At 28.8% G+C, this 23,003-nt stretch carries 23 protein-coding genes; 14 read left to right on the forward strand and 9 right to left on the reverse strand.

Annotated elements, in window-relative coordinates; genetic code table 11:
• Positions 1 to 591: 591 nt before the first annotated feature.
• From gyrA to dnaA, 7 genes are all read right to left on the reverse strand, one after another.
• Positions 592 to 3,138: a DNA gyrase subunit A gene (gene gyrA / locus I2E98_RS11300; RefSeq protein WP_195469021.1), complete on the reverse strand. Its 2,547-nt coding sequence runs from the start codon at positions 3,136 to 3,138 to the stop codon at positions 592 to 594.
• Positions 3,139 to 3,172: 34 nt separating this feature from the next.
• On the reverse strand, positions 3,173 to 5,089 hold the full coding sequence (gyrB, locus tag I2E98_RS11305) for a DNA topoisomerase (ATP-hydrolyzing) subunit B (RefSeq protein ID WP_195469022.1): 1,917 nt from the start codon (positions 5,087 to 5,089) through the stop codon (positions 3,173 to 3,175).
• 52 nt (positions 5,090 to 5,141) lie between these two features.
• Positions 5,142 to 5,402, reverse strand: a complete 261-nt coding sequence (locus I2E98_RS11310) for an extracellular matrix/biofilm biosynthesis regulator RemA family protein (RefSeq protein ID WP_195469023.1) — start codon at positions 5,400 to 5,402, stop codon at positions 5,142 to 5,144.
• Between the two features lie 13 nt (positions 5,403 to 5,415).
• On the reverse strand, positions 5,416 to 6,501 hold the full coding sequence (gene recF / locus I2E98_RS11315; protein WP_195469024.1) for a DNA replication/repair protein RecF: 1,086 nt from the start codon (positions 6,499 to 6,501) through the stop codon (positions 5,416 to 5,418).
• A gap of 66 nt (positions 6,502 to 6,567) precedes the next feature.
• Positions 6,568 to 6,774, reverse strand: coding sequence for an RNA-binding S4 domain-containing protein (locus I2E98_RS11320; protein ID WP_195469025.1), 207 nt, complete (start codon positions 6,772 to 6,774; stop codon positions 6,568 to 6,570).
• Positions 6,775 to 6,819: 45 nt separating this feature from the next.
• Positions 6,820 to 7,920, reverse strand: a complete 1,101-nt coding sequence (gene dnaN, locus I2E98_RS11325; RefSeq protein WP_195469026.1) for a DNA polymerase III subunit beta — start codon at positions 7,918 to 7,920, stop codon at positions 6,820 to 6,822.
• A gap of 271 nt (positions 7,921 to 8,191) precedes the next feature.
• Positions 8,192 to 9,544 carry a chromosomal replication initiator protein DnaA gene (gene dnaA / locus I2E98_RS11330; RefSeq protein ID WP_195469027.1) on the reverse strand — a complete coding sequence of 451 codons (1,353 nt, stop codon included), beginning with the start codon at positions 9,542 to 9,544 and terminating at the stop codon, positions 8,192 to 8,194.
• A 522-nt stretch (positions 9,545 to 10,066) separates the two neighbouring features.
• Between dnaA and rpmH the strand changes: the two genes are divergently transcribed.
• The 12 genes from rpmH (at position 10,067) to I2E98_RS11390 (ending at position 19,812) form a co-directional block, all read left to right on the forward strand.
• A complete protein-coding gene (gene rpmH, locus I2E98_RS11335; RefSeq protein WP_032116814.1) occupies positions 10,067 to 10,201 on the forward strand; it encodes a 50S ribosomal protein L34 in 135 nt (44 codons plus the stop codon).
• A 64-nt stretch (positions 10,202 to 10,265) separates the two neighbouring features.
• A complete protein-coding gene (gene rnpA / locus I2E98_RS11340) occupies positions 10,266 to 10,619 on the forward strand; it encodes a ribonuclease P protein component (protein WP_195469028.1) in 354 nt (117 codons plus the stop codon).
• The gene (gene yidD, locus I2E98_RS11345) at positions 10,616 to 10,828 is read left to right on the forward strand and encodes a membrane protein insertion efficiency factor YidD (RefSeq protein ID WP_195469029.1); all 213 of its coding nucleotides are present in this window, start codon (positions 10,616 to 10,618) and stop codon (positions 10,826 to 10,828) included. The genes rnpA and yidD overlap by 4 nt, the downstream gene beginning before the upstream one ends.
• Before the next feature lie 13 nt (positions 10,829 to 10,841).
• Complete coding sequence (gene yidC / locus I2E98_RS11350) at positions 10,842 to 11,609, forward strand: membrane protein insertase YidC (RefSeq protein WP_195469030.1); 768 nt, start codon at positions 10,842 to 10,844, stop codon at positions 11,607 to 11,609.
• 30 nt (positions 11,610 to 11,639) lie between these two features.
• On the forward strand, positions 11,640 to 12,263 hold the full coding sequence (gene jag, locus I2E98_RS11355; protein ID WP_195469031.1) for an RNA-binding cell elongation regulator Jag/EloR: 624 nt from the start codon (positions 11,640 to 11,642) through the stop codon (positions 12,261 to 12,263).
• A 219-nt stretch (positions 12,264 to 12,482) separates the two neighbouring features.
• Positions 12,483 to 13,862 carry a tRNA uridine-5-carboxymethylaminomethyl(34) synthesis GTPase MnmE gene (gene mnmE, locus I2E98_RS11360; RefSeq protein WP_195469032.1) on the forward strand — a complete coding sequence of 460 codons (1,380 nt, stop codon included), beginning with the start codon at positions 12,483 to 12,485 and terminating at the stop codon, positions 13,860 to 13,862.
• Positions 13,863 to 13,871: 9 nt separating this feature from the next.
• Entirely contained in the window at positions 13,872 to 15,761 is a 1,890-nt protein-coding gene (gene mnmG, locus I2E98_RS11365) for a tRNA uridine-5-carboxymethylaminomethyl(34) synthesis enzyme MnmG (protein WP_195469033.1), read from the forward strand.
• A gap of 2 nt (positions 15,762 to 15,763) precedes the next feature.
• Complete coding sequence (gene rsmG, locus I2E98_RS11370; protein ID WP_195469034.1) at positions 15,764 to 16,483, forward strand: 16S rRNA (guanine(527)-N(7))-methyltransferase RsmG; 720 nt, start codon at positions 15,764 to 15,766, stop codon at positions 16,481 to 16,483.
• 194 nt (positions 16,484 to 16,677) lie between these two features.
• Positions 16,678 to 17,445: a nucleoid occlusion protein gene (noc, locus tag I2E98_RS11375; protein ID WP_195469035.1), complete on the forward strand. Its 768-nt coding sequence runs from the start codon at positions 16,678 to 16,680 to the stop codon at positions 17,443 to 17,445.
• A gap of 159 nt (positions 17,446 to 17,604) precedes the next feature.
• Positions 17,605 to 18,366 (forward strand): AAA family ATPase, encoded by a 762-nt coding sequence (locus I2E98_RS11380; RefSeq protein ID WP_195469036.1) that lies wholly within the window; start codon positions 17,605 to 17,607, stop codon positions 18,364 to 18,366.
• A 13-nt stretch (positions 18,367 to 18,379) separates the two neighbouring features.
• Entirely contained in the window at positions 18,380 to 19,270 is an 891-nt protein-coding gene (locus I2E98_RS11385; protein ID WP_195469037.1) for a ParB/RepB/Spo0J family partition protein, read from the forward strand.
• Positions 19,271 to 19,308: 38 nt separating this feature from the next.
• Positions 19,309 to 19,812 carry a DUF4446 family protein gene (locus tag I2E98_RS11390; RefSeq protein WP_195469038.1) on the forward strand — a complete coding sequence of 168 codons (504 nt, stop codon included), beginning with the start codon at positions 19,309 to 19,311 and terminating at the stop codon, positions 19,810 to 19,812.
• Between the two features lie 77 nt (positions 19,813 to 19,889).
• On the opposite strand, the gene yyaC is transcribed toward I2E98_RS11390, so the two are convergent.
• Positions 19,890 to 20,462 carry a spore protease YyaC gene (yyaC, locus tag I2E98_RS11395; RefSeq protein WP_195469039.1) on the reverse strand — a complete coding sequence of 191 codons (573 nt, stop codon included), beginning with the start codon at positions 20,460 to 20,462 and terminating at the stop codon, positions 19,890 to 19,892.
• A 62-nt stretch (positions 20,463 to 20,524) separates the two neighbouring features.
• The gene (locus I2E98_RS11400) at positions 20,525 to 21,682 is read right to left on the reverse strand and encodes an aminotransferase class V-fold PLP-dependent enzyme (RefSeq protein WP_195469040.1); all 1,158 of its coding nucleotides are present in this window, start codon (positions 21,680 to 21,682) and stop codon (positions 20,525 to 20,527) included.
• A gap of 183 nt (positions 21,683 to 21,865) precedes the next feature.
• Here I2E98_RS11400 and I2E98_RS11405 point away from each other — a divergent pair, with 183 nt between their 5' ends.
• Both I2E98_RS11405 and I2E98_RS11410 read left to right on the forward strand, forming a co-directional pair.
• Positions 21,866 to 22,105, forward strand: a complete 240-nt coding sequence (locus I2E98_RS11405; protein WP_195469041.1) for a DUF3343 domain-containing protein — start codon at positions 21,866 to 21,868, stop codon at positions 22,103 to 22,105.
• A gap of 20 nt (positions 22,106 to 22,125) precedes the next feature.
• A complete protein-coding gene (locus I2E98_RS11410; RefSeq protein ID WP_195469042.1) occupies positions 22,126 to 22,995 on the forward strand; it encodes a mechanosensitive ion channel family protein in 870 nt (289 codons plus the stop codon).
• Positions 22,996 to 23,003: the final 8 nt, after the last annotated feature.

A 23,003-nucleotide genomic window follows, 5' to 3' on the forward strand; every position in this document is an offset into this window, starting at 1 on the left:
GTGTTAGGCACGCCGCCAGCGTTCGTCCTGAGCCAGGATCAAACTCTCACTAAAAAGTTTAATCATTTGCTCAAATTACTTTGAGTCTTTGTTTTTAAGACTCTCAAAAGAATTGCTGGTTTACTTTAACTATATTCTGTTCAATTTTCAAAGACCATTTACTCTGTCGCACCGAAGCGACTTCTTTATCTTATCATCACTCTTCGCTACTGTCAACAACTTTTTAAAAGTTTTTTTGACGTTTTGCTCAAGCAACGAAATTTATCTTATCACTTAATCTCTAACAAGTCAACATTTTTTTGTTTTGTTTTTCTGTTAGTCATCAGCGACGTGTTTTATCTTATCATGAAGATACTATTTATTTTCTACTTATTTATCTTTTATACTAATTTATTCTTATTATTCACATTTATTCTCTTATTTTCTCCTATTTTCTAATATTGATACACTAGGATAAGAGTATTGCTGTTTTAAATATTAAATCATATTTTTAAGTCAAATTTTATATAAAAAGTGGCAAATCATTAAATACTATTCATAGTATTTATAATTTGCCACATAATATCACTATTTTAAATAACAGTACTTATTCTATTCTTCTGTATCTTCCTTTTGAGCCTCTTCAACTAATCTCTCTAAGCTAGTATCTTTATCTTCTGAATCAATTTCATTATCTGCACAAGCTTCTAATGTCAATTGCTCTTCATTTTCATCATCGCTATTACCAGTTATCTTAGCAATAGCTACTACCTTTTCCTCTTCTGAAGTTCTCATTAATCTAACTCCCATTGCAGACCTACTAGTTACTGAAATATCGGAAACATTTATTCTTATAGCTATACCACTACTATTTATAAGCATTAACTCATTTTCTGGACTACAAACAGTAGCTCCTACAACTTTACCAGTCTTTTCACTTATCTTATAAGTAATAAGACCTACTCCACCTCTATTTTGTCTCTTATATTCAGTCAATGGTGTTCTCTTACCAAATCCATTTTCACTTATAACTAATAAATCCTCATTATCTGATGCTATATCCATACAAACAGCCACATCTTCATCTCTTAAGTTCATAGACTTAACTCCAGATGCAGTTCTTCCCATAGGTCTTACATCTTGTTCATTAAACTTAATTGCATTACCATCTTGAGAAACTATTATTATATCAGCATCTCCTCTTGTTACCTTAACTTTAATAAGCTCATCACCTTCTCTTAAGTTAATAGCAATAAGTCCACTCTTTCTTAAGTTCTTGAATTCTGATAATGGAGTTTTCTTAACTAAACCTTGTTTAGTTGCCATGAATAAGTATCCATCTACAATATTATCTCTAACAGTTAATACAGTTTCTATTCTTTCATCTTGTTCTATTTGAATAAGATTTATTATATTAGTACCCTTAGCTGTTCTTCCCGCATCAGGTATTTCATATGCTCTCTTCTTATATACTCTACCTCTATTAGTAAAGAATAATACATCAGAATGAGTTGAAGTTACTAATACATGTTCTACAAAATCATCTTCCTTTGTAGACATTGCTTGTATTCCTCTTCCCCCTCTTCTTTGAGCAGAATATGTATCAGCTGATATCCTCTTTATATATCCTGTATGAGTTAAAGTTATAACTGTTTCTTCTTCTTGAATTAAATCTTCAATATCAATATCATTTACAACTTTTTCTATTTGAGTTCTTCTTTCATCGTTATATCTAGATTTTATTTCAAGTAACTCATCTTTAATTACACTTAGTAGCAATTCCTCACTTGCAAGAATTGAATTTAAGTAATCAATAAGTTTCATTAACTCTGCATACTCTTCTTCAATTTTATCTCTCTCTAAGCCAGTTAATCTTCTTAATCTCATTTCTAAAATAGCAACTGCTTGCTTTTCTGATAATCCAAATCTTTCGCTTAAAGTATTTTTAGCTATTTCACTAGTTTTTGATCCTCTAATGATACTAATTACTTCATCGATATTATCTAAGGCTATTCTTAATCCCTCAAGAATATGAGCTCTAGCTTGTGCTTTTTCAAGTTCAAATATTGTTCTTCTAGTAACAACTTCTTTTTGGAAATTAATATAGTTACTTAAAATTTGTTTTAAACTTAAGACTTCAGGCTGATTATCAACTAAAGCTAACATTATAATACCAAAAGTATCTTGCATCTTTGTATGTTTAAATAATAGATTTAATACAACATTAGGATTTGCATCCTTCTTTAATTCTATTACTATTCTCATACCTTCTCTATCTGATTCATCTCTTAAATCTGATATTCCAACAATTTTCTTATCTTTAACTAAGTCTGCAATACTTTCAATAAGCTTAGCTTTATTTACTTGGTATGGAATCTCTGTAACTACTATTTTGTGTCTTCCATTTTCCTCTTCTATTTCAGTTTTAGATCTTACTACAACTTTACCTTTTCCTGTTTCATAAGCAGCTCTTATTCCTGATTTACCCATTATAATTCCACCAGTAGGGAAATCCGGTCCCTTAATACATGTCATAAGCTCTAACCCAGTAGCTTCTGGATTATCTATTAACATTATAGTTCCATCTATAACTTCACCTAAATTATGAGGAGGTATATTCGTAGCCATTCCAACTGCTATACCTGATGATCCATTAACTAAAAGATTCGGATATCTTGAAGGTAATACAACCGGTTCTTGTTCTTCACCATCAAAGTTTGGCATAAAATCTACAGTATTTTTATTTATATCTCTAAGCATTTCTACCGCAATTTTATTCATCTTTGCTTCTGTATATCTCATTGCCGCTGCACTATCACCATCTACAGAACCAAAGTTACCATGCCCATCTACAAGCATATATCTCATAGAAAAATCTTGTGCCATTCTTACTAATGCATCATATACTGATGAATCTCCATGTGGATGATACTTACCTAAAACTTCTCCAACTATTCTTGCACATTTTCTATATCCCTTGTTTGGTTCTAGACCTAATTCTTGCATTGCATAAAGAATTCTTCTATGAACTGGTTTAAGACCATCTCTTACATCAGGAAGAGCACGCCCAACGATTACGCTCATAGCGTAATCGATGTAGCACTTTTTCATTTCTTTATTTATATCTACATGTATAAATTTTCCTTCATTTAAGTTCATGTACTCACCTCAACTAATACTAAATACTTTAGTACTATATATCTAAATTGCTTACTTTTTTAGCATTCTTTTGAATAAATTCTCTTCTTGGTTCAACCTTATCACCCATTAATATAGTGAATATTTCATCTGCTGCAATAGCATCTTCTACTGTTGCCTTTAAAAGAATTCTGTGTTCTGGGTCCATCGTTGTATCCCATAATTGATTTGCATTCATTTCTCCAAGACCCTTATATCTTTGGATATTTATAGAATTATCCTTTCCGCCAAATTCTTCTAAAATTTTATCTAGCTCTTCATCGGAATATGCATACTCTTCCCTTTTTCCCTTACTAACTTTATATAATGGTGGTTGAGCTATATATACGTGTCCTCCATCTATTAATGGTCTCATATATCTATAGAAGAATGTTAATAATAATGTTCTTATATGCGCTCCATCAACATCGGCATCGGTCATAATTATTATTCTATTATATCTTAACTTTTCTTCATCAAAATCTTTTCCAATTCCTGCACCAAATGCAGTAATCATTGCTCTTATTGTATCTGAATTAAGTATTCTATCTAGTCTTTGTTTTTCAACGTTAAGAATCTTACCTCTTAAAGGTAATATAGCTTGGAATTTTCTATTTCTTCCTTGCTTTGCTGATCCACCCGCTGAATCCCCTTCGACAATATAGATTTCACATTCCATAGGGTCTTTAGATGAACAATCTGCAAGTTTTCCTGGAAGAGTAGATCTCTCAAGAACTGATTTTCTAGTAAGTTCTCTTGCTTTTCTAGCAGCATCTCTAGCTCTAGCAGCCATCAATGCTTTATCTATTATAATCTTACCAACTGCAGGATTTTCTTCTAAGAAAATACTTACGCCTTCAGCAACTATTGAATCTACAACACCTCTTACTTCTGAATTTCCAAGCTTAGTTTTTGTTTGTCCTTCGAACTGTGGCTCTGAAATCTTAACTGACACAACAGCTGTAAGCCCTTCTCTAGCATCATCACCTGAAAGATTCTTATCATTATCTTTTATATGGCCAAATCTCTTAGCATAATCATTTATTGCTCTAGTTAAAGCACTTTTGAATCCAGCTAAGTGCGTTCCTCCTTCAATAGTATCTATATTATTTGCAAATGAATATAAATTCTCATTATATCCATCATTATACTGAAGTGCAATTTCTGCAATTATTCCATCTTTTTCTCCCTCAATATAAATAGGATATTCATGTAATACTTCTTTATTTCTATTTAAGTAAGTAACGAACTCTTTTATACCACCTTCATAGTGATATTTCTCAACTCTTGGTTCCTCTTCTCTATTATCTGTTAAAGTTATAGCTATTCCCTTATTAAGGAATGCTAATTCTCTTAATCTACTTGATAATACTTCAAAATCATATACAGTATCTTCAAATATTTCATGATCAGGCTTAAATAATACTTTAGTTCCATGCTCATCAGATTCACCAATCTTAGTTAAATCACAAAGAACATTTCCTCTTGAATATTTTTGTTGCCATATGAAGCCTTCTCTTTTTACTGTAACCTCACAATACTCAGATAATGCATTAACAACTGATGCACCAACACCATGAAGACCACCAGATACTTTGTATCCTCCGCCTCCAAATTTACCACCAGCATGTAAAACAGTCATTATTACTTCTACTGTTGCTTTTCCCATTTTAGGATGTATACCAACAGGCATACCTCTACCATCGTCAACTACAGTAATTGAATTATCCTCATTTATTGTAACTTCTATGTTTTTACAAAATCCAGCTAAAGCTTCATCAATACTATTATCTACTATTTCATATACTAAATGATGAAGTCCTCTAGAACTCGTGCTCCCTATGTACATTCCAGGTCTTTTTCTAACAGCTTCTAAACCTTCTAAAACCTGAATCTGACTTTCATCATAACTTTGCTTATTCTCTTCCAACATAAACTCCTCCTTATATTTTTATTATCTTAACTATGAAGGCTAAATATTGGACTTAAGGATTATAATCAATATTTGTTCTCTTAGTTAAAGTAGATGATGAAATAGGTGATAAATACACCTTACTCATTTTATTAACTTCTGCTATAACAAATGATTTAGGACTTTCCTTCGAAATCTTTTCAACAAATCCGTCTTCTTCAGCCATTCTTAAAAATGATATTGTATCTGAACTATACATTGATGTCTGTAAATCAAAAATACCAATTATATCCTTTATTGGTACTACTACGTTTTCTCCTAAATGTAAAAACATAAGCTCTCCTCCCTTAGTTTAGGATTTCTCCATCCTTAACTTTAAAAACTTTAGATTTGTCATCTAAATATTCATACAAATCTTCTATTCCAGTACATGTAATAATAGTTTGTATATCTCCGATTGTGCTTAAAATATATCTTTTTCTACTAAAATCTAATTCTGATAATACATCATCTAAAAGTAATACTGGATGCTCTCCTGTTAGTTCTTTTATTATTTTCAATGATGAAAATTTAATAGTTAAGACTGCTGTTCTTTGTTGTCCTTGAGAGCCATAACTCTTAGTATCAATATCATTTATTAAAACAGTAAAATCATCTCTATGTGGCCCTACCGAAGTAATTCCTCGCTCACAATCTCTCACTCTATTTTTTTCTAGAAGTGAATAGAAATTTTCTCTTATGTTTTCTAAATCTTTAATAGTACTAATATACTTAAATTCAATTCTTTCTTTTCCCGAAGTTATATCTGAATGAATTTTAGTAGAATATTTATTTAATTTTTCAATATATTCTAATCTATCCATTATTATATTGTATCCAAATTCAACCAATTGCATATCATAAACATCTAAAATATCTTTATTTATATTTCGATTTCTTAATATACTATTTCTTTCATTCAAAACTTTATTATACTGAACAAGATTATAATAGTATTTAGGATTTAATTGGCATAACTCCATATCAATAAATTTTCTTCTTACACCGGGAGAATCTTTAATTATTTTTAAATCTTCCGGAGAAAACATTACAACATTAAAATTTCCAAATAGTTCCCCTATCTTTTTTATTTTAATCTTATTTATTTGTATTGCTTTTTTTCCGTCCTTAAGAATGCTTATATCTATTCTCTTGTCTAATCTCTCTCTGCCAACTGTAACACTTAATAGTGCATTGTCAGAGTTCCAATTAATAAGTTCTCTATCCTTTGACGTTCTATGAGATCTTGCAAAAGCACAATAGTATATGCCCTCTAATATATTAGTTTTTCCTTGGGCATTGTCACCCATAAAAACATTAACATGTGGACCTAAACTTATATCCAATACATTATAATTTCTATAATTCAGCATTTGCAATCTTTTAATAAACATCTTAAACACCTTTAATTATAACATATTAAATTTAATAAGGATAAGCACTTTGGAAAAAAATAGTTCTTAAACTACTTTATAACTTTCCCCATTAAATTCAACTATGTCACCTTTATATAATTTTTTCCCTCTTTGCACGCAAATTTCACCATTAACTTTTACAAGTTCATCTAAAATATACATTTTAGCTTCTGATCCTAGTGAAGCAGCTCCAGAAAATTTTAAAAACGAATCTAATTTTATAAATTCTGTACTTATTTCTATTTGATTCATATCACATTCCTTGTATATTTATTCAAGCTTTATACAAGTTTCCTCCTATCTAACTAGTCTAACAGGTAAAACTAGATATTTAGCATTATTGCTATTTTTTCCTTTTATTACACATGGGCTAACACTTGATGTCATCTCTACAACTACATCTTCTTCTTCCATATTTTTAAGAACATCTAATAAATACCTTGAATTAAATGCAATTTGAACTCCATCACCTTGCAGATTTATGTTAACTTCTTCCCTAACTTTTCCCAATTGAGAATTAGAAGTTATAATTAAAGTATCTTCTTGAACATCTAATCTTATTAAATTGCTATTTCCATCTTTAGCCATTAATGATGCTCTTTCAATTCCTTGTTGAAGCTCTTGTTTTTTTACATTAACTAATAACTTATATTCTTGTGGTAAAAGAGAAACATAATTAACAAATTTACCGTCTAATAATCTTGAGATAATTTTTGTATTATTAATATTAAATAAAATATGATTATTTGTGAATGTAATCTTTACAATATCAGTATTATCTTCTAATATTTTTGAAACTTCATTTAAAGTTTTTCCTGGGATAACAACTTCAATGTTATCATCTACATCTAATAATTCACTTCTAACTGCTAATCTATACCCATCTAATGCAACTAAATTTAGTTCTTTATTTTTTACTTCAAAAAGTATACCTTGTAATATTGGTCTAGCCTCATCTTGAGCTATAGCAAAAGATGTACCTTTTATCATATTTTTTAATAAATTTTGAGGAACTTCAACACTAAGATCCTCATTTATACTTGGTAATGCAGGATAATCACTAGGATTCATAAAGACTAAGTTAAATACTGATTTTTCACATGTAATTTGTATTAAATCATTTTCTGATATTTCTATTTTCACATCTGAGTTTGGTAGCTTTCTAATAATCTCAGAAAAAATCTTTGAATCAATAACAATACTACCTTCCTTGATAACATCAGCTTCAACTTTTGTTTCTATACTTACATCCATATCTGAACCAATAAGAGTTAATCCTTCTTTATTAGCTTCGATATATATACCTTCTAATACAGGCATTGTTGTTTTTCCTGTAATTGCTTTAGTTACTATAGAAATGCCCTCTTGTAATTTTTGTTTTGAGCATATTATGTTCATAATTTTACCTCCTAAGTTATACACAGTTATTAACATTGAATTGTGCAATATAATAAGATAAATATAATAAATAAATATAATAATAGTAGTAGTAAGGGCTGTGGATTTGTGGATAAGTGCCCTCAACCCTTATATTTCAACAAATTTTGTGTAAAAAATACTGTGGATAAGTCGGTAACAAATTGATGCTCTTATCCACAGTATCCACAATGAAAGACTAAAAAATGACTTATCCACAAAGTATTCACTGGTTATTATGTACAATTGTTGATTATTTTTGTGTTAGCTTTTTTGTTATATCGTTTATTGTGTGTTCTAAGCTTTCGTCATTATTTAGAGTTTCTGATATTTTTTCATAAGCATGTATAACAGTTGTATGATCACGGCCGCCAAATTCCTCACCAATTTTAGGTAGTGACATGTCTGTAAGCTTTCTGCTTAAATACATAGCTATTTGTCTTGGATATGCTACATTTCTAGTTCTTCTCTGTGATTTTAGATCTTCAACTCTTAAATTAAAATAAGCAGCTACTACATCTTGAATTAGATCAATAGTGATGCTTTTATTTTGTTTATTTGAAATTATGTCTTTTAAAGCTTCTGTAGCTAAATCTACAGTTATTTCTCTATTTGTTAATGATGAATAAGCAACGATTCTAATTAATGCTCCTTCAAGCTCTCTAATATTAGATTTAATTTTTGTTGCTATATATACCATTACTTCGTTAGGTACATTTAGATTTTCTACATCTGCCTTCTTTTTTAAAATAGCCATTCTTGTTTCAAAATCAGGGGCTTGAATATCAGCAATAAGACCCCATTCAAATCTTGAACGCAATCTATCCTCTAAAGTTGGAATTTCTTTAGGTGGTCTATCTGATGATAAAATTATTTGTTTATTGGCTTCATGTAGAGTATTAAAAGTATGGAAAAATTCTTCTTGAGTTCTTTCTTTTCCTGCAATGAATTGAATATCATCTATTAACAGAACATCAACACTTCTATATTTAGTTCTAAACTCTTCATTCTTATCATCTTTAATAGCATTTATTAATTCGTTTGTAAATTTTTCTGACGAAACATACACAACTTTTGCATTTGGATTATTTTGAAGTATATAATGTCCAATTGCATGCATTAAGTGTGTTTTACCCAATCCTACGCCTCCATAGATAAAAAGAGGATTATAAGCTTTAGCTGGAGATTCAGCAACAGCAAGAGAGGCAGCATGTGCAAATCTATTACTATTACCTATTACAAAAGAATCAAAAGTATACTTAGGATTTAATGTACTAGACATTTCATCGTTAACCGTAACAGATATACTATCCTTAGTATTTTCTTTTTCTTTTTTTTCTTCAGCTTCCTGTATTTCAGAAGCAATTAAAAACTCTAAATTATAAGTTTTAGAGCAGGCAGCTTCTATTGAATTTATAACTAAATCCTTATATCTTTTTTCTAATATATCTTGAGTGAAGGAATTAGGGACACTGATTTTTATTGTGTTGGCTGATATGCATAGTGGCTCGCAACTTTTAATCCAAGTATTAAAACTAACCTCAGTTAACTCGCCTTTTATTATATTCAGGGTTTTTTCCCATAATTCTTTAAGCTCAGTCTCCATTTAAGTATCCTCCAAAAAAAGAAATTTTAAAAAATTATAAACAAGATATCAACAGAATTATTAACAGAAAAATGATTATGTTGACAAAGTTGAAAAAATTAATAACATATTAACATTTTATGTAGATAATATAATCTTAATATAGTTATCCACAGTTTTAAATATTATAAACATAGATATTATTAACAGCTAATAAACGCCCTATTTATGACAATAATATGTAAAAAACTAAATAGATATTAAGAAAATTGAACAAGTTATACACAGATTAATCCACAATTGTGGATAAGTTAAGTTATTCACATATTTATTCACACTTATACTTAATAATATCATAAATCAATATAAGTTATCAATAAGTTATCCACAAATTTTAAACTGTTGATAACTTTATCAACAGTTTTTCGATATTTAATTCATATTGACAGTAAAAAAGTAAAAATATATAATAATAAAGTAACTTTAATTTGAGATATATAGTTTTTACTATAAAATAAATCACTCAAAGGGGGTGTATTTCGAATGTTCATGACATACCAACCAAAAAAGAGACAAAGAAAAAAAGAACATGGTTTCAGAAAGAGAATGAGCACTGCTTCAGGAAGAACTGTTCTTAAGAGAAGAAGACAAAAAGGTAGAAAAAAATTAACAGCATAAGGGCCGCACTTTGTGGCCTTTTTTCTGCAAATGCAGGAATTTTAAGGAGAGTTTATTAGAACTTATGATATATAAATTAAGAAAAAATACAGAATTTAGACTTGTCTACAGAAGAGGAAAGTCTTATGCTAATAAGCTATTAGTTTTATATGTTTTTAATAATAAGAAGAATATAAATGAAGAAAATTTACACTATAATAAGGTAGGAATTTCAGTAAGTAAGAAAGTTGGAAATAGCGTAGTTAGAAGTAGAAGCAAAAGACTTATATATGAAAGCTATAGATTAAATATAAAAGATATTAAAACTGGATATGATTTTGTTTTTGTAGCTAGAAGTGCTATAAATGAAAAAAAATATAGCGATGTAGAGGCTGCTATGATAAACTTATTTAAAAAGGCAGGAATATATTTGCAATGAAAAAATTGCTTTTATCAATTATAAAATTATATCAAAAATATTATTCTCCTATGCGACCAAGAAGATGTATATTTGTACCTACATGTTCTCAGTATGCAGTTGAAGCTATTACTAAGTATGGGGCTTTAAAAGGAGGATTTTTATCTATAAAAAGGATTTTAAGATGTAATCCTTTTAACAAAAACGGGGGATATGATCCGGTGAAATAAGGAGGCTATTAAAATGTGGAATGCGATAGTAAATGTAATGACGAAGATGTTCGACGCTTTACATAATTTAATTATAGCATTAGGGGTACCAGAACATGCAGAAGGGGTTTCATATGTATTAGCAATCATATTATTTACTGCAATAATTAGATTATTAATCTTACCTCTTAATATTAAATCAACAAAATCAAATGCAAAAATGCAAGAAATTCAACCAGAAATGAAAAAACTTCAAGCAAAGTATGCAAATGACCCGCAAAAATTACAATTAGAAACTTCTAAATTAATGAAAGAAAATAATGTTAGTATGTTTGGTGGATGTTTACCAGCATTATTACCTTTACCAATATTATTTGCTTTATATGGAGTATTTAGAAATATAACAGCTACACCAGGGGCAGATACATCATTCTTATTTATTCCAGATATTTTTGCTCTTCCAAGTGGAATTGGATTTGTTTCAATTATATTGGCAATACTAGCTGCATTAAGCACTTATATACCATCATTATTATTAAGCAAATCAATGCCTCAGCAAGAAGGCGGAATGAATATGAGTACTATGAACATAGTTATGTCAGGTATGATGGGATTCATGGCACTTCAATTCCAACCAATATTAATAATTTATTGGATAACTGGTGGAGTAATTCAATTAATACAAACATATTTCTTAAATTATTTACCAGCAATGAAGAAGAAAAAGATTGAGGAAGAAAAGGCTGCACAAGCTAAAATTCAAAAAGCTAAAAAATCTACACCAAAAACTAAAAAGAGATAATTATCATATTTTCTAGGTGGTGAATAGGGTATGAAAGTAATTGAAATGACTGGTAAAACAGTTGAGGAAGCTTTAAATCATGCGTTAAATGAGTTAAAGTTAACAAAAGATAAAGTCGATGTTGAAATAATTGATGAAGGTAGTAAGGGATTGTTTAATTTAATTGGTACAAAACCTGCTAAAATTAAGGTTACTACAAAACCAGACTCTTTAGATGATGCGAAAACATTTTTAGTTAATGTTTTAAACTCTATGAACATAGAGGCGGATATCGATATTAAAGAAGAAAATGATCTTATTAAGATTAATTTAAGTGGAGCTAAAATGGGTCTAGTAATAGGTTATAGGGGTGAGACATTAGATTCACTTCAATATTTAGTTTCATTAGTAGTTAATAAGAATCATGATAATCCATATAAAAGAGTTGTTTTAGATGCAGAAAATTACAGACATAAAAGAGAAGAAACTTTAATAAAAGTAGCTCAAAAAACTGCTTATAAAGTTAAAAAGTCTGGAAGGCCATATAAATTAGAACCTATGAATCCTTATGAAAGAAGAGTTATTCATTCAGCACTACAAGAATATACTGATATTAACACATATAGTGAAGGTGAAGAACCTTTCAGAAGAATTGTTATAAGCTTAAAAAAATAATAAGAGAAAGCCTAAATTAGGCTTTCTCTTATTATTTTTTAGAATTTTGACTTATATAAAATTGTTTTGTAAAATGAATAATAGCGAAAATAGGGCATAAGAATTAAAAGAAGTAAATAAGGATAGAATTTAAATATACTTATTAATAAAAGTATTAATAATAGTGACAATTTTTAATGTAGAAATTTATCCACTTGTCACTAAAACTCGGAGGATAAAATGAAAGAATTTGATACAATATGTGCGATAGCTACGGCTTTAGGCGAAGGTGGTATCGCAATTATAAGAATATCTGGAGATAAAGCATTAGATATAGCATCAAAAATATTTAAAGCCAAGAATAATGATAATATAAAAAATATGAAACCTTATACAATGAAGTATGGTCATATATATGATATAGAAACTAATGATTTAATTGATGAAGTAATAATTAGTTTTATGAAAGGGCCAAGAAGTTTTACAGCAGAAGATACAATAGAAATAAACTGTCATGGTGGTGTAGTATCTACAAATAAGGTGCTAGAGGCTGTAATTAAAGCTGGTGCTAGACTAGCAGAGCCAGGAGAGTTCACTAAAAGAGCATTTTTAAATGGTAGAATAGACTTATCACAAGCTGAGGCAGTTATGGATATAATAACAGCTAAGACAGACTTAGCAATGAAGTCTGCTTTAATGCAAAGTACAGGATATTTATCTAGAGAAATTAATAGATTAAGAGAATATATGTTAAATGTATTAGCATTAGTTGAATTTGCAGTAGATTTTACAGAAGATGATGAGGAAGTAGATCCAAGTATTCCTTTAAAAGTTGGAGAAAGCTTAGAAAAAGCTATAAGTGAAATGAAAATTCTTTTAAAAGGGGCAGATGAAGGAAAACTTATTAGAGAAGGGTTAAGCCTTGCTATAGTTGGAAAGCCAAACGTAGGAAAATCATCTTTATTAAATGCTTTATTAAGAGAAAAGAGGGCAATAGTAACTGATATTGCAGGGACTACAAGAGATATAATTGAAGAGTACATAAATTTAGATGGTATTCCAGTTAAAATAATTGATACAGCAGGTATTAGAGAAACAGAAGATGTTGTTGAAAAGATTGGAGTAGAAAGATCTAGAGAAAAAATTCAAGAAGCTGATTTAGTTTTATTAGTTCTTGATTCATCAAGGGAGTTAGATGATGAAGATAGAGAGATTATAGAGTCAGTTGGTGATAAAAAATGTATTGTTATATTAAACAAAATAGATTTAGAATCTAAAATTGATGAAAAGATGATAAATAGTTTTGAAAATATAATTAAAGTATCAGCTAAAGAAGAACTTGGATTAGGTGATTTAAAAGAAACAATAAAAGAGTTATTCTTTAGTGGAAAAATTGATACAGAAAGTTTAATAATATCTAATTCAAGACATAAGCAAGCGTTATTTAGAGCATTAGAAAATGCAGAAAATGCATTAAATAGAGTAAGAATGAATGAATATTTAGATTTAATATCTATTTTTGTAACATCATCTTTAAGAGCTCTAAATGAAATTACAGGAGATGAATTAGAAGAAGATTTAGTAAATAAAATATTTGGAGATTTCTGTGTAGGAAAGTAGGAGTAGAAAATGAGATATAATGCAGGAGAATACGACGTAATTGTAGTTGGTGCAGGGCATGCTGGATGTGAAGCAGGGCTTGCTTCAGCTAGAATGGGATTAAAGACATTAGTATGTACATTAAATCTTGATGCAATTGGTTTAATGCCTTGTAATCCTAATATAGGAGGTACAGCAAAAGGTCACTTAGTAAGAGAAGTTGACGCATTAGGTGGAGAAATGGGGGTAAATATTGACCATACATTTATTCAATCAAGAATGTTAAATACATCTAAAGGACCAGCAGTACATTCTTTAAGAGCACAAGCTGATAGAAAAAAATATCAAAATAGAATGAAGAGTGTTCTAGAAAATCAAGAAAATTTAGAAGTTAGACAATTAGAAGTTGTTGATGTTGAAGTTGAAGAGGGAAAGGTTGTTGGAGTTTTAACTAAGAACGGTGCTTTCTTTAAATGTAAAGCTGTAGTGTTAACAACAGGTACATATTTAAGAGCAAGAATAATAATTGGAGATGTAACTTATAATAGTGGTCCAAATGGATTAGCAGCAGCTAATGAGTTAACACAACACTTAATGGATCTTGGAATAGAAATGAGAAGATTTAAGACTGGAACTCCAGCAAGAATTAACAGAAGATCTGTAGATTTTTCAAAAATGATTGAACAACCTGGAGATAAAAAAATAGTTCCATTTTCATTTATGCATGACAATATAGATAGAGAACAAGTTTCTTGTTGGTTAACTTATACTAATGAAGAGACACATAATATTATAAAGGCAAATATAGATAGATCGCCTATGTATAATGGTAGTATTGAAGGGGTTGGACCAAGATACTGTCCATCTATAGAAGATAAAGTAATGAAATTCCCAGATAAAAATAGACATCAAATATTTGTAGAGCCAGAAGGCGAAGATACATTAGAAATGTATGTTGGAGGAATGTCATCATCATTACCAGAAGATGTTCAAGTAAAGATGTATAGAACATTAGAGGGATTAGAGAATGTAGAATTATTAAGAACTGCCTATGCTATAGAATATGATTCAATAGATCCAATGCAATTGAAACCAACGTTAGAGTTTAAAACAATAGAAGGTTTATACGGGGCAGGTCAGTTAAATGGTAGCTCTGGATATGAAGAAGCTGCTGCACAAGGAATTGTTGCAGGTATAAATGCTGCATTAAAGATTAAAGGTGAAGAGCCAATGATATTAACACGTTCTGATGCATATGTTGGTGTTTTAATTGATGATTTAGTAACTAAGGGCACTAATGAACCTTATAGAATGATGACATCTAGAGCGGAATACAGACTATTATTAAGACAAGATAATGCCGATTTTAGATTAACTGAAATAGGAAGAAAAGTTGGTCTAGTAAGTGATGAGAGATATAATAGATTCTTAAATAGAAAGTCTAATATAGAAAATGAAGTTGAAAGACTAAAGAATTTACAGATAACTAATAAGAGAGAAAACAATGAATTTTTAGTATCACTTAATTCTACAGAGCTTAAGAAACCAATAAGTATGTATGAATTAATTAAAAGACCAGAGTTAGATTATTTCATGTTAGCACCATTAGATTTAGAAAGACCAGAGTATACAGATGATATTGGTGAACAAGTTAACATTATAGCTAAATATGAAGGATATATAGCTAGCCAATTAGATCAAGTTAAGCAGTTTAAAAAATTTGAGAAAAAGTTATTACCGGAAAATATAGATTATAGCGATGTAAAAGGATTAAGAGTTGAGGCTATTCAGAAATTAAGTGCAATAAGACCAGTAAGTATAGGTCAGGCATCAAGAATATCTGGAGTATCTCCAGCTGATATATCAGTTTTATTAATATATTTAGAACATCAATATAAGAAAAATAAGCAGGAGGATTAAAGATGGAATTTTTTGAATTAATGAAAATAGCTTCAAATGATGTTGGACTAGAATTTACAGAGCTACAATACGAGCAATTTATTAAATATATGAGACTTCTTCAAGAATGGAATGAAAAAATAAACTTAACTGCTATAACAGAAGATGAAGAAGTTGTTAAAAAGCATTTTATAGATTGTATTAAGGCATTTAAGTCAGAGCAAATAAAAAGTGCTAAAACTATAATAGATGTTGGAACAGGAGCTGGTTTTCCAGGACTTCCAATTGCAATTATGAATCCAAATGTGGAAGTAACTCTTTTAGATTCTTTAAATAAAAGAATTAACTTTTTAAATCTTGTAGTTAGAGAGCTTGGTTTAAAGAATGTAAAAACAATTCATTCTAGAGCAGAAGACGGAGCTAGAAAACCAGAGTTAAGGGAAAAATTTGATGTTGCAACATCAAGAGCTGTAGCGAATATGGCAGTTTTATCAGAATTTTGTATGCCATATGTAAAAAAAGGCGGTTATTTTGTAGCATTAAAGGGACCTGCTATTGATGAAGAACTTGAAAATGGAAGTAATGCCATAAAAATATTAGGTGGAGAATTACAAGGAATAATAGAGATATCTATTGAAGAAACTGATTTAAAACACAATATAGTAGAGGTAAAGAAGGTAAAGAATTGTCCGAAAACTTACCCTAGAAAAGCAGGAACAGTTAATAAAAAGCCTTTACAATAGTAGTGGAAAAAGGATAAAATTATTTTAATGGAAATAATATGAATTTATTATAAATATAATAAATAGATTAAGAATGTAACACTAAATATAAAATTACTTTAAAATAAGATATATAGAAATAAATAGTACAAATATTGTTGTTAAAATGTGGAATTAGTTGTTGGTCAACAAATTATGAGGGATGGTCGTACAGTATGAATAAAGAAATAATGAACGTAAGGATTGATAGTATTTTTCCTAATACATATCAACCAAGAAAGTTTTTTAATGAAGAAGCACTAGATGAATTAAGCCAGTCAATAAAAGAACATGGTATAATTCAACCTATTACTGTAAGAAAAATGGGAGAAAAATTTGAGTTAGTTGCTGGAGAAAGAAGATGGAGAGCTGCTAGGATGGCAGAGCTTGAAGTTGTACCGTGCAATATAATTGAAATTACGGACACTCAATCAGCAGAAATTGCATTATTAGAAAATTTACAACGAGAAGATTTAAACTTTATGGAAGAAGCTGAGGCATATTATAACTTAATTAATGATCATAAGTTTACTCAAGAGGAATTAGCTAAAAGAATGGGTAAAAAACAATCTACTATAGCTAATAAATTAAGATTACTTAAGCTAAGTGAAAAGGTAAGAATATTATGTCTTGAAAACAACCTAACAGAAAGACATGCAAGAGCATTATTGAGTTTACCAGAAGAACAGTTACAATTAAAAGTTGTAAAAAAGGTAATAGCAAATTCTTTAAATGTAAAAAAGACAGAAGAGTTAATTAATACAGAATTATTAAAGTTGGCTGGCGAACAAATGAAAAAGAGAAAAGGAAAAGGTGTTTTACCTGGAAAGTTGTATGTTAATACTATAAAGCAAGTATTAAGTAAATTTAATATTCCAGCAGAATACAAACTTCAAGATAAAGAAGAATGTATTGAGATAACAGTTTCTATCCCTAAAAAATAAATAAAAAAAAGCACTCAAAAGAGTGCTTTTTTTTATGTTTCACGTGAAACATTTATACAAAATTTACTTTAAATTTAGTGTGCCTACCTTTAATTATTATAGAAAAATATATATAATATAAATATGGGAAGGGGGTGGAGTCCTAAAATAGGGCTTTATATGAAAAAGATATGTATTTTTAATCAAAAGGGTGGAGTAGGAAAAACTACTACTAATATTAACTTATGTGCTTATTTAGCAATGGAAGGCTATAAAGTATTGACAATCGATATTGATCCACAGGGAAATACAACAAGTGGATTTGGAATAGATAAAAGAAATTTAGACTATTCTATGTATGATGTACTTACAGCCAATGTACCGTTGAAAGATGTTATTATAAAAAGTGAATTAATTACTAATTTATACATAGCACCATCGACTATGGAATTAGCAGGTGCAGAAGTTGAGATAATTGGTGTAAAAGATAGGGAGACTATACTTTTAAGAGAAATTACATCTATACAAGATCAATATGATTTTATATTTATAGATTGTCCACCTTCATTAGGGGTTTTGACAATTAATGCTTTGACAGCAGTAGATTCTGTATTAATACCTATACAGTGTGAGTTTTATGCATTAGAAGGTGTAGGACAATTAATTAATACGGTACAATTAGTTAAAAAATCATTAAATAAGGCATTGGATATAGAGGGCGTAGTTATGACTATGTATGATTATAGAACTAATTTAAGTAATGAAGTATATGAAGAAGCAAAAAAATTCTTTAATGATAAAGTATATAAAACAACTATTGCTAGAAATATAAGATTGGCAGAAGCGCCAAGCTTTGGTTTACCAATTATGCTTTATGATGAAAAGTGTAAGGGTGCAGATGCTTATAAGCGTTTTGCAAAAGAATTTTTAAGTAAGCAGTAGGAGAGATAAAGATATGAGTAAAAAATTTGGATTAGGTAAAGGTCTAAATGCTCTTATACCAGAAGATACTATTTTAAGTACATTAGATACTAAGTTAGAAAAGACAGATGATGATAGAGCAAAAGGTTCTATATCAATAGATATCAATTTAATTAAGAGTAATGAAGAGCAACCAAGAAAATCTTTTGATGATGAAAAAATATTAGAGTTAGCAGAATCAATTAGAAGTAATGGAATAATACAACCATTAGTATTAAAGAAAGTTGATAATGAATATATTATTGTAGCAGGAGAAAGAAGATGGAGAGCTGCTAAGTCAATTGGACTTAAAGAGGTACCTGCAATAATAATGAATTTAACTGAAAAGCAAATTTTAGAAATATCATTAATTGAAAATATTCAAAGGGAAGATTTGAATTCTATTGAAGAAGCATTGGCATATAAAAAATTAATAAATGATTTTAATTTAACACAAGAGGAACTAAGCAAAAGAATAGGAAAGTCACGTGTTACAATAACTAATACTTTAAGATTATTAAATCTTAGCGAAGACGTTCAACAATATATTATTGAGGGCGTAATATCAGAAGGTCATGGTAGAGCTTTATTGGGAATAACTGATAGTAAGGTTCAATGTGAATTAGCACAAAATGTTATTGATGATAAATTATCAGTAAGGGAATTAGAGCTTTTAATAAGAAAGTTAAAGACTAGTAATACAAGAACTAAATCAAAGCCAGCAGCAAATGAGAGTAACCCATATTACAAGGATATAACTTATAAGTTAGAAAATTATTTTGGAACTAAGGTAAATATAACAAATAAAAATAATAAGGGTAAGATAGAGATTGAATACTACTCTGAAGAGGATTTACAAAGAATATTAGAAATAATTAATTTATAAAATGTTTCACGTGAAACATTTGAAGGGAAGTAGCATAAATGGACAGCATAATAAATATGATTAATGAATATTCAATCTTCATAATAATAGGATTAGCAATAATAACGTTATTACTTTTTATAATTACAATAGTATTATTAGCATCTGTAAAAAAATTAGAAAAGAAATATAGAAAGATGATGCGAGGCGTTAACAATAAGAATTTAGAGCAAATGCTTAGTGATAATCTAGATAATATTGAAAAAGCATTAAATAAATCACAAGAAGCAGTTGATGAATGTAAAAATATTTCACAAGAATTAAAAGGTTGTGTTAACAAAGTTGCTATAATGAGATATAAGGCTTTTGAAGATGTAGGTAGTGACTTAAGCTTTTCAATTGCAATATTAGATTCATATAACGATGGTGTTATTATAACTGGAATATATTCTAGACATGATAGCACTACATATGCTAAACCAATAGATAAAGGAATATCAAGATATGATTTATCTGAGGAAGAGTTACATGTTTTAAATGAGGCTATTAATAGTAAAAACTAGATAATAAAAAGTGCGGTTATTTTAAATAACCGCATTTTTTTGTTAATAATGCTTAAAAAATTAAGTACAGTAAACTTTTAATCAGAAGATATTAAGGTGTTGTTTGATAAAGCTTTACTTATAAAATAAGTTATAGCATTTGAAATACAATCAGCTAGAGACATGACAACAAATAATCTAGTATTTTGTAACATCATGAAGTCTAAGTTACCAGATATGTTAACTACACCTTTTATATTCATTTCACCTACTTCTGGTAAATCCTTATCTAAGGCTAATCCAGGATGAAGAGGAGAATCTTCAACAAAAACTTTTCCTATATTTTGGACATTTCCAAGAGACGCATCTATTCCAATAATAAAGGGATGTATAAAATTAGATTCAATTTTATTTAAAACTTTAGATAAATTAATAGAATGAACAGGATATTCTAAAGAGCCATAGATATAAATATTTTTCCTTTCAATATTTTTAAGTTTATATCCAATTAGGGGACCTAATGAATCACCAGTGGCCCTATCAGTTCCGATACATAAGAATACTATCGGTCTATTTTCTATAAAAATATCTTTAAGTTTTATATATAAATATTCCCCTAATTCATGAGAAGAATTAGGGGATAATGAATCTACAAAAAAACAATTATCCATGTCATAACCTCCTTATTGAAAGTATCGACAAGAATAAAATAACTTATTCACCAGTAGAAAATTTACTTATAAATTGAATTTATTTTATTTAAAGAATCTATAGTGTATTTAATTTCTTCTAATGTATTAAAGTAACCTAAACTAAGTCTAACAGTTCCATTAGGATAAGTACCTATAGTTTTATGAGCTAATGGAGCACAATGTAATCCACTTCTATTGCTAATATTGAAATCAGATTCTAAAATATAAGATAACTCGCTAATATCTAATTTAGAATGAGTTATTGATACGCAAGATGTTGCAGCTTTTCTGTCTAAAGCACCGCTTATTGTATAGTTAGGCATATTAAGAATTTCAGCTATTAAATAAGATCTTAAATAGCTATTATGTTCATAAATTGTATTTAAACCTTCAGATTTAATAAATTTTATTGCTTCATATAATCCTATTATTCCTGGAATATTTAATGTTCCAGATTCAAATTTATCTGGCAAGAAATTAGGTTGAGTTAAAGAATGAGATAAACTACCGGTACCACCAAGAATTAATGGATCGCAGATTTCGTTCAATTTATCATCAATAATAAAACCACCTATTCCTTGAGGTCCTAGTAGACTCTTATGTCCAGTAAATGCTAAAGCGCTTAAGGATAAATCTTTAAAGTTAATATCCAGTACACCAGCACTTTGAGCGCTATCTAATATGAAGAATATACCAAGTTGTTTACATAAGTCACCTATTTGCTTAATTGGTTGAATAGAGCCTACAACATTTGAGGCGTGAGTCATAACTATTAATTTGGTATTTGATTTAATCAAATTTTTTATATCATTTACATCTACTATTCCAATTTTATTTGCTTCAACTATATCTAAATCTATATTTAATGTATTTTTCAAGTTATATAGAGGTCTAATAACTGAATTATGTTCCATAGAGGAAGTAATTATATGATCACCTGATTTTATTACACCATTTAATAAAATGTTTAATGATGATGTGATATTGTTTGTAAATATTACGTTTTCAGGTTTATCATAATTAAAAAAATTACAGATTTCTTCCCTAGCCATATATAATGATCTATTTGCTTCTAATGCATTAGAATGATTTGATCTTCCTGGGTTACCTCCCACATTTGTTAGGTAGTTATATATTGAATCGGCTACAATTTTTGGCTTTGGAAATGATGTACTTCCGTTATCTAAATATACCTTCATTATTTTCTCCTTTTATATACACGTAAAATATTGCTTCTTATATTATAATAAAATAAATAAAATTGCAATAAACTATTAGAAAAATATGTAATTTTAAAATAGTAATATTTAATATATTTATTAAAAAATAAAAATATATATAATATAATTATTATATATAATTTGAGGGAGGAAATAGAAAACATGAATTATTATATTATAGTATTTAAAAATACTCATGATGCAATGTCTGCAGAACAAAAGTTAAATGGATTAAACTACAAATTTAGAATAATGCCTACACCAACTTTAATTACCCAAAGTTGTGGTATTTGTATTAGGATAGAAGAAGAAGAAAAATTAAATGAAATAATTAATAACAATACAATTGAGTTTAAGAATATATATAAAAAAGAAGAAGCTAATTATATACTAATTAAATAAATAAAGAGGTGAATCATTATATGTATGGATTTACGGATTTAGTTAGTATAAGTAAAAGTATATTTGATTTTTTTAGTAAGAGAATAAATATAGATGCTATATTTGAAAAAATTATATCTATTATATTCATATCTATTATAATGTATTTTTCAATAAGAGTAGGAAATAAACTTATAAAGAAGTTTGTTGATAGACAGGTTGCTAGCAAGGCTAGTTTTTCTTTAGAGCCTCAAAAAGCATTAACTATAGGAGAGGTGTTAAAGAGTGTTCTAAAGTATACAGTATATATAATAGGTATAGGATGTATGTTATATGATATCTTAGCTAAAATACCTGTAGCTTTAGCAAGTGCTGGAGGATTTGCAATAGGTCTTGGAGCACAAAGTTTAGTAAAGGACCTTATTAATGGATTTTTTGTGCTATTTGAAGATCAATATGGAGTTGGGGATCATGTAACTATTGGACAATTTTCAGGAATAGTAGAGAGTATTGGTATAAGAACTACTATTCTAAGGGATTTTACAGGTGATTTACATTTAGTACCAAATGGTTCTGTGTTAGAGGTAACAAATCATTCAAGAGGAGATATAAGATTTATAGTTGATGTTGAAATAGCTTATGAAGAAAATATAGATGAAGCTATAGAAGTTATTAAGAGGATTAGTACTTCATTTAAGGAAAAACATCAAGATAAATTAAGAGGTGAAATTGAAGTATTAGGAGTACTTTCCTTAAATGCTTCAGGGGTAACCATTAGAGTTGTTGGTAGAGCAGAGCCATTAAGTCAATGGGAAATGGAAAGAGAACTAAGAAAAGATATAAAAATAGCTTTAGATGAAGCAGGAATAGAAATTCCGTATCCCAAAACAGCTATTATAAATAAAGAATAATATTTAGG

Origin of the sequence: Clostridium sp. D43t1_170807_H7 (assembly GCF_015555905.1) — a bacterium.
GTDB lineage: Bacteria > Bacillota > Clostridia > Clostridiales > Clostridiaceae > Clostridium.

Coding starts and splice junctions, on each gene's coding strand:
- gyrA (WP_195469021.1), bottom strand. CDS start 3,138: ATGAACTTAAATGAAGGAAAATTTATACATGTAGATATAAATAAAGAA.
- gyrB (WP_195469022.1), bottom strand. CDS start 5,089: ATGTTGGAAGAGAATAAGCAAAGTTATGATGAAAGTCAGATTCAGGTT.
- I2E98_RS11310 (WP_195469023.1), bottom strand. CDS start 5,402: ATGTTTTTACATTTAGGAGAAAACGTAGTAGTACCAATAAAGGATATA.
- recF (WP_195469024.1), bottom strand. CDS start 6,501: ATGTTTATTAAAAGATTGCAAATGCTGAATTATAGAAATTATAATGTA.
- I2E98_RS11320 (WP_195469025.1), bottom strand. CDS start 6,774: ATGAATCAAATAGAAATAAGTACAGAATTTATAAAATTAGATTCGTTT.
- dnaN (WP_195469026.1), bottom strand. CDS start 7,920: ATGAACATAATATGCTCAAAACAAAAATTACAAGAGGGCATTTCTATA.
- dnaA (WP_195469027.1), bottom strand. CDS start 9,544: ATGGAGACTGAGCTTAAAGAATTATGGGAAAAAACCCTGAATATAATA.
- rpmH (WP_032116814.1), top strand. CDS start 10,067: ATGTTCATGACATACCAACCAAAAAAGAGACAAAGAAAAAAAGAACAT.
- rnpA (WP_195469028.1), top strand. CDS start 10,266: ATGATATATAAATTAAGAAAAAATACAGAATTTAGACTTGTCTACAGA.
- yidD (WP_195469029.1), top strand. CDS start 10,616: ATGAAAAAATTGCTTTTATCAATTATAAAATTATATCAAAAATATTAT.
- yidC (WP_195469030.1), top strand. CDS start 10,842: ATGTGGAATGCGATAGTAAATGTAATGACGAAGATGTTCGACGCTTTA.
- jag (WP_195469031.1), top strand. CDS start 11,640: ATGAAAGTAATTGAAATGACTGGTAAAACAGTTGAGGAAGCTTTAAAT.
- mnmE (WP_195469032.1), top strand. CDS start 12,483: ATGAAAGAATTTGATACAATATGTGCGATAGCTACGGCTTTAGGCGAA.
- mnmG (WP_195469033.1), top strand. CDS start 13,872: ATGAGATATAATGCAGGAGAATACGACGTAATTGTAGTTGGTGCAGGG.
- rsmG (WP_195469034.1), top strand. CDS start 15,764: ATGGAATTTTTTGAATTAATGAAAATAGCTTCAAATGATGTTGGACTA.
- noc (WP_195469035.1), top strand. CDS start 16,678: ATGAATAAAGAAATAATGAACGTAAGGATTGATAGTATTTTTCCTAAT.
- I2E98_RS11380 (WP_195469036.1), top strand. CDS start 17,605: ATGAAAAAGATATGTATTTTTAATCAAAAGGGTGGAGTAGGAAAAACT.
- I2E98_RS11385 (WP_195469037.1), top strand. CDS start 18,380: ATGAGTAAAAAATTTGGATTAGGTAAAGGTCTAAATGCTCTTATACCA.
- I2E98_RS11390 (WP_195469038.1), top strand. CDS start 19,309: ATGGACAGCATAATAAATATGATTAATGAATATTCAATCTTCATAATA.
- yyaC (WP_195469039.1), bottom strand. CDS start 20,462: ATGGATAATTGTTTTTTTGTAGATTCATTATCCCCTAATTCTTCTCAT.
- I2E98_RS11400 (WP_195469040.1), bottom strand. CDS start 21,682: ATGAAGGTATATTTAGATAACGGAAGTACATCATTTCCAAAGCCAAAA.
- I2E98_RS11405 (WP_195469041.1), top strand. CDS start 21,866: ATGAATTATTATATTATAGTATTTAAAAATACTCATGATGCAATGTCT.
- I2E98_RS11410 (WP_195469042.1), top strand. CDS start 22,126: ATGTATGGATTTACGGATTTAGTTAGTATAAGTAAAAGTATATTTGAT.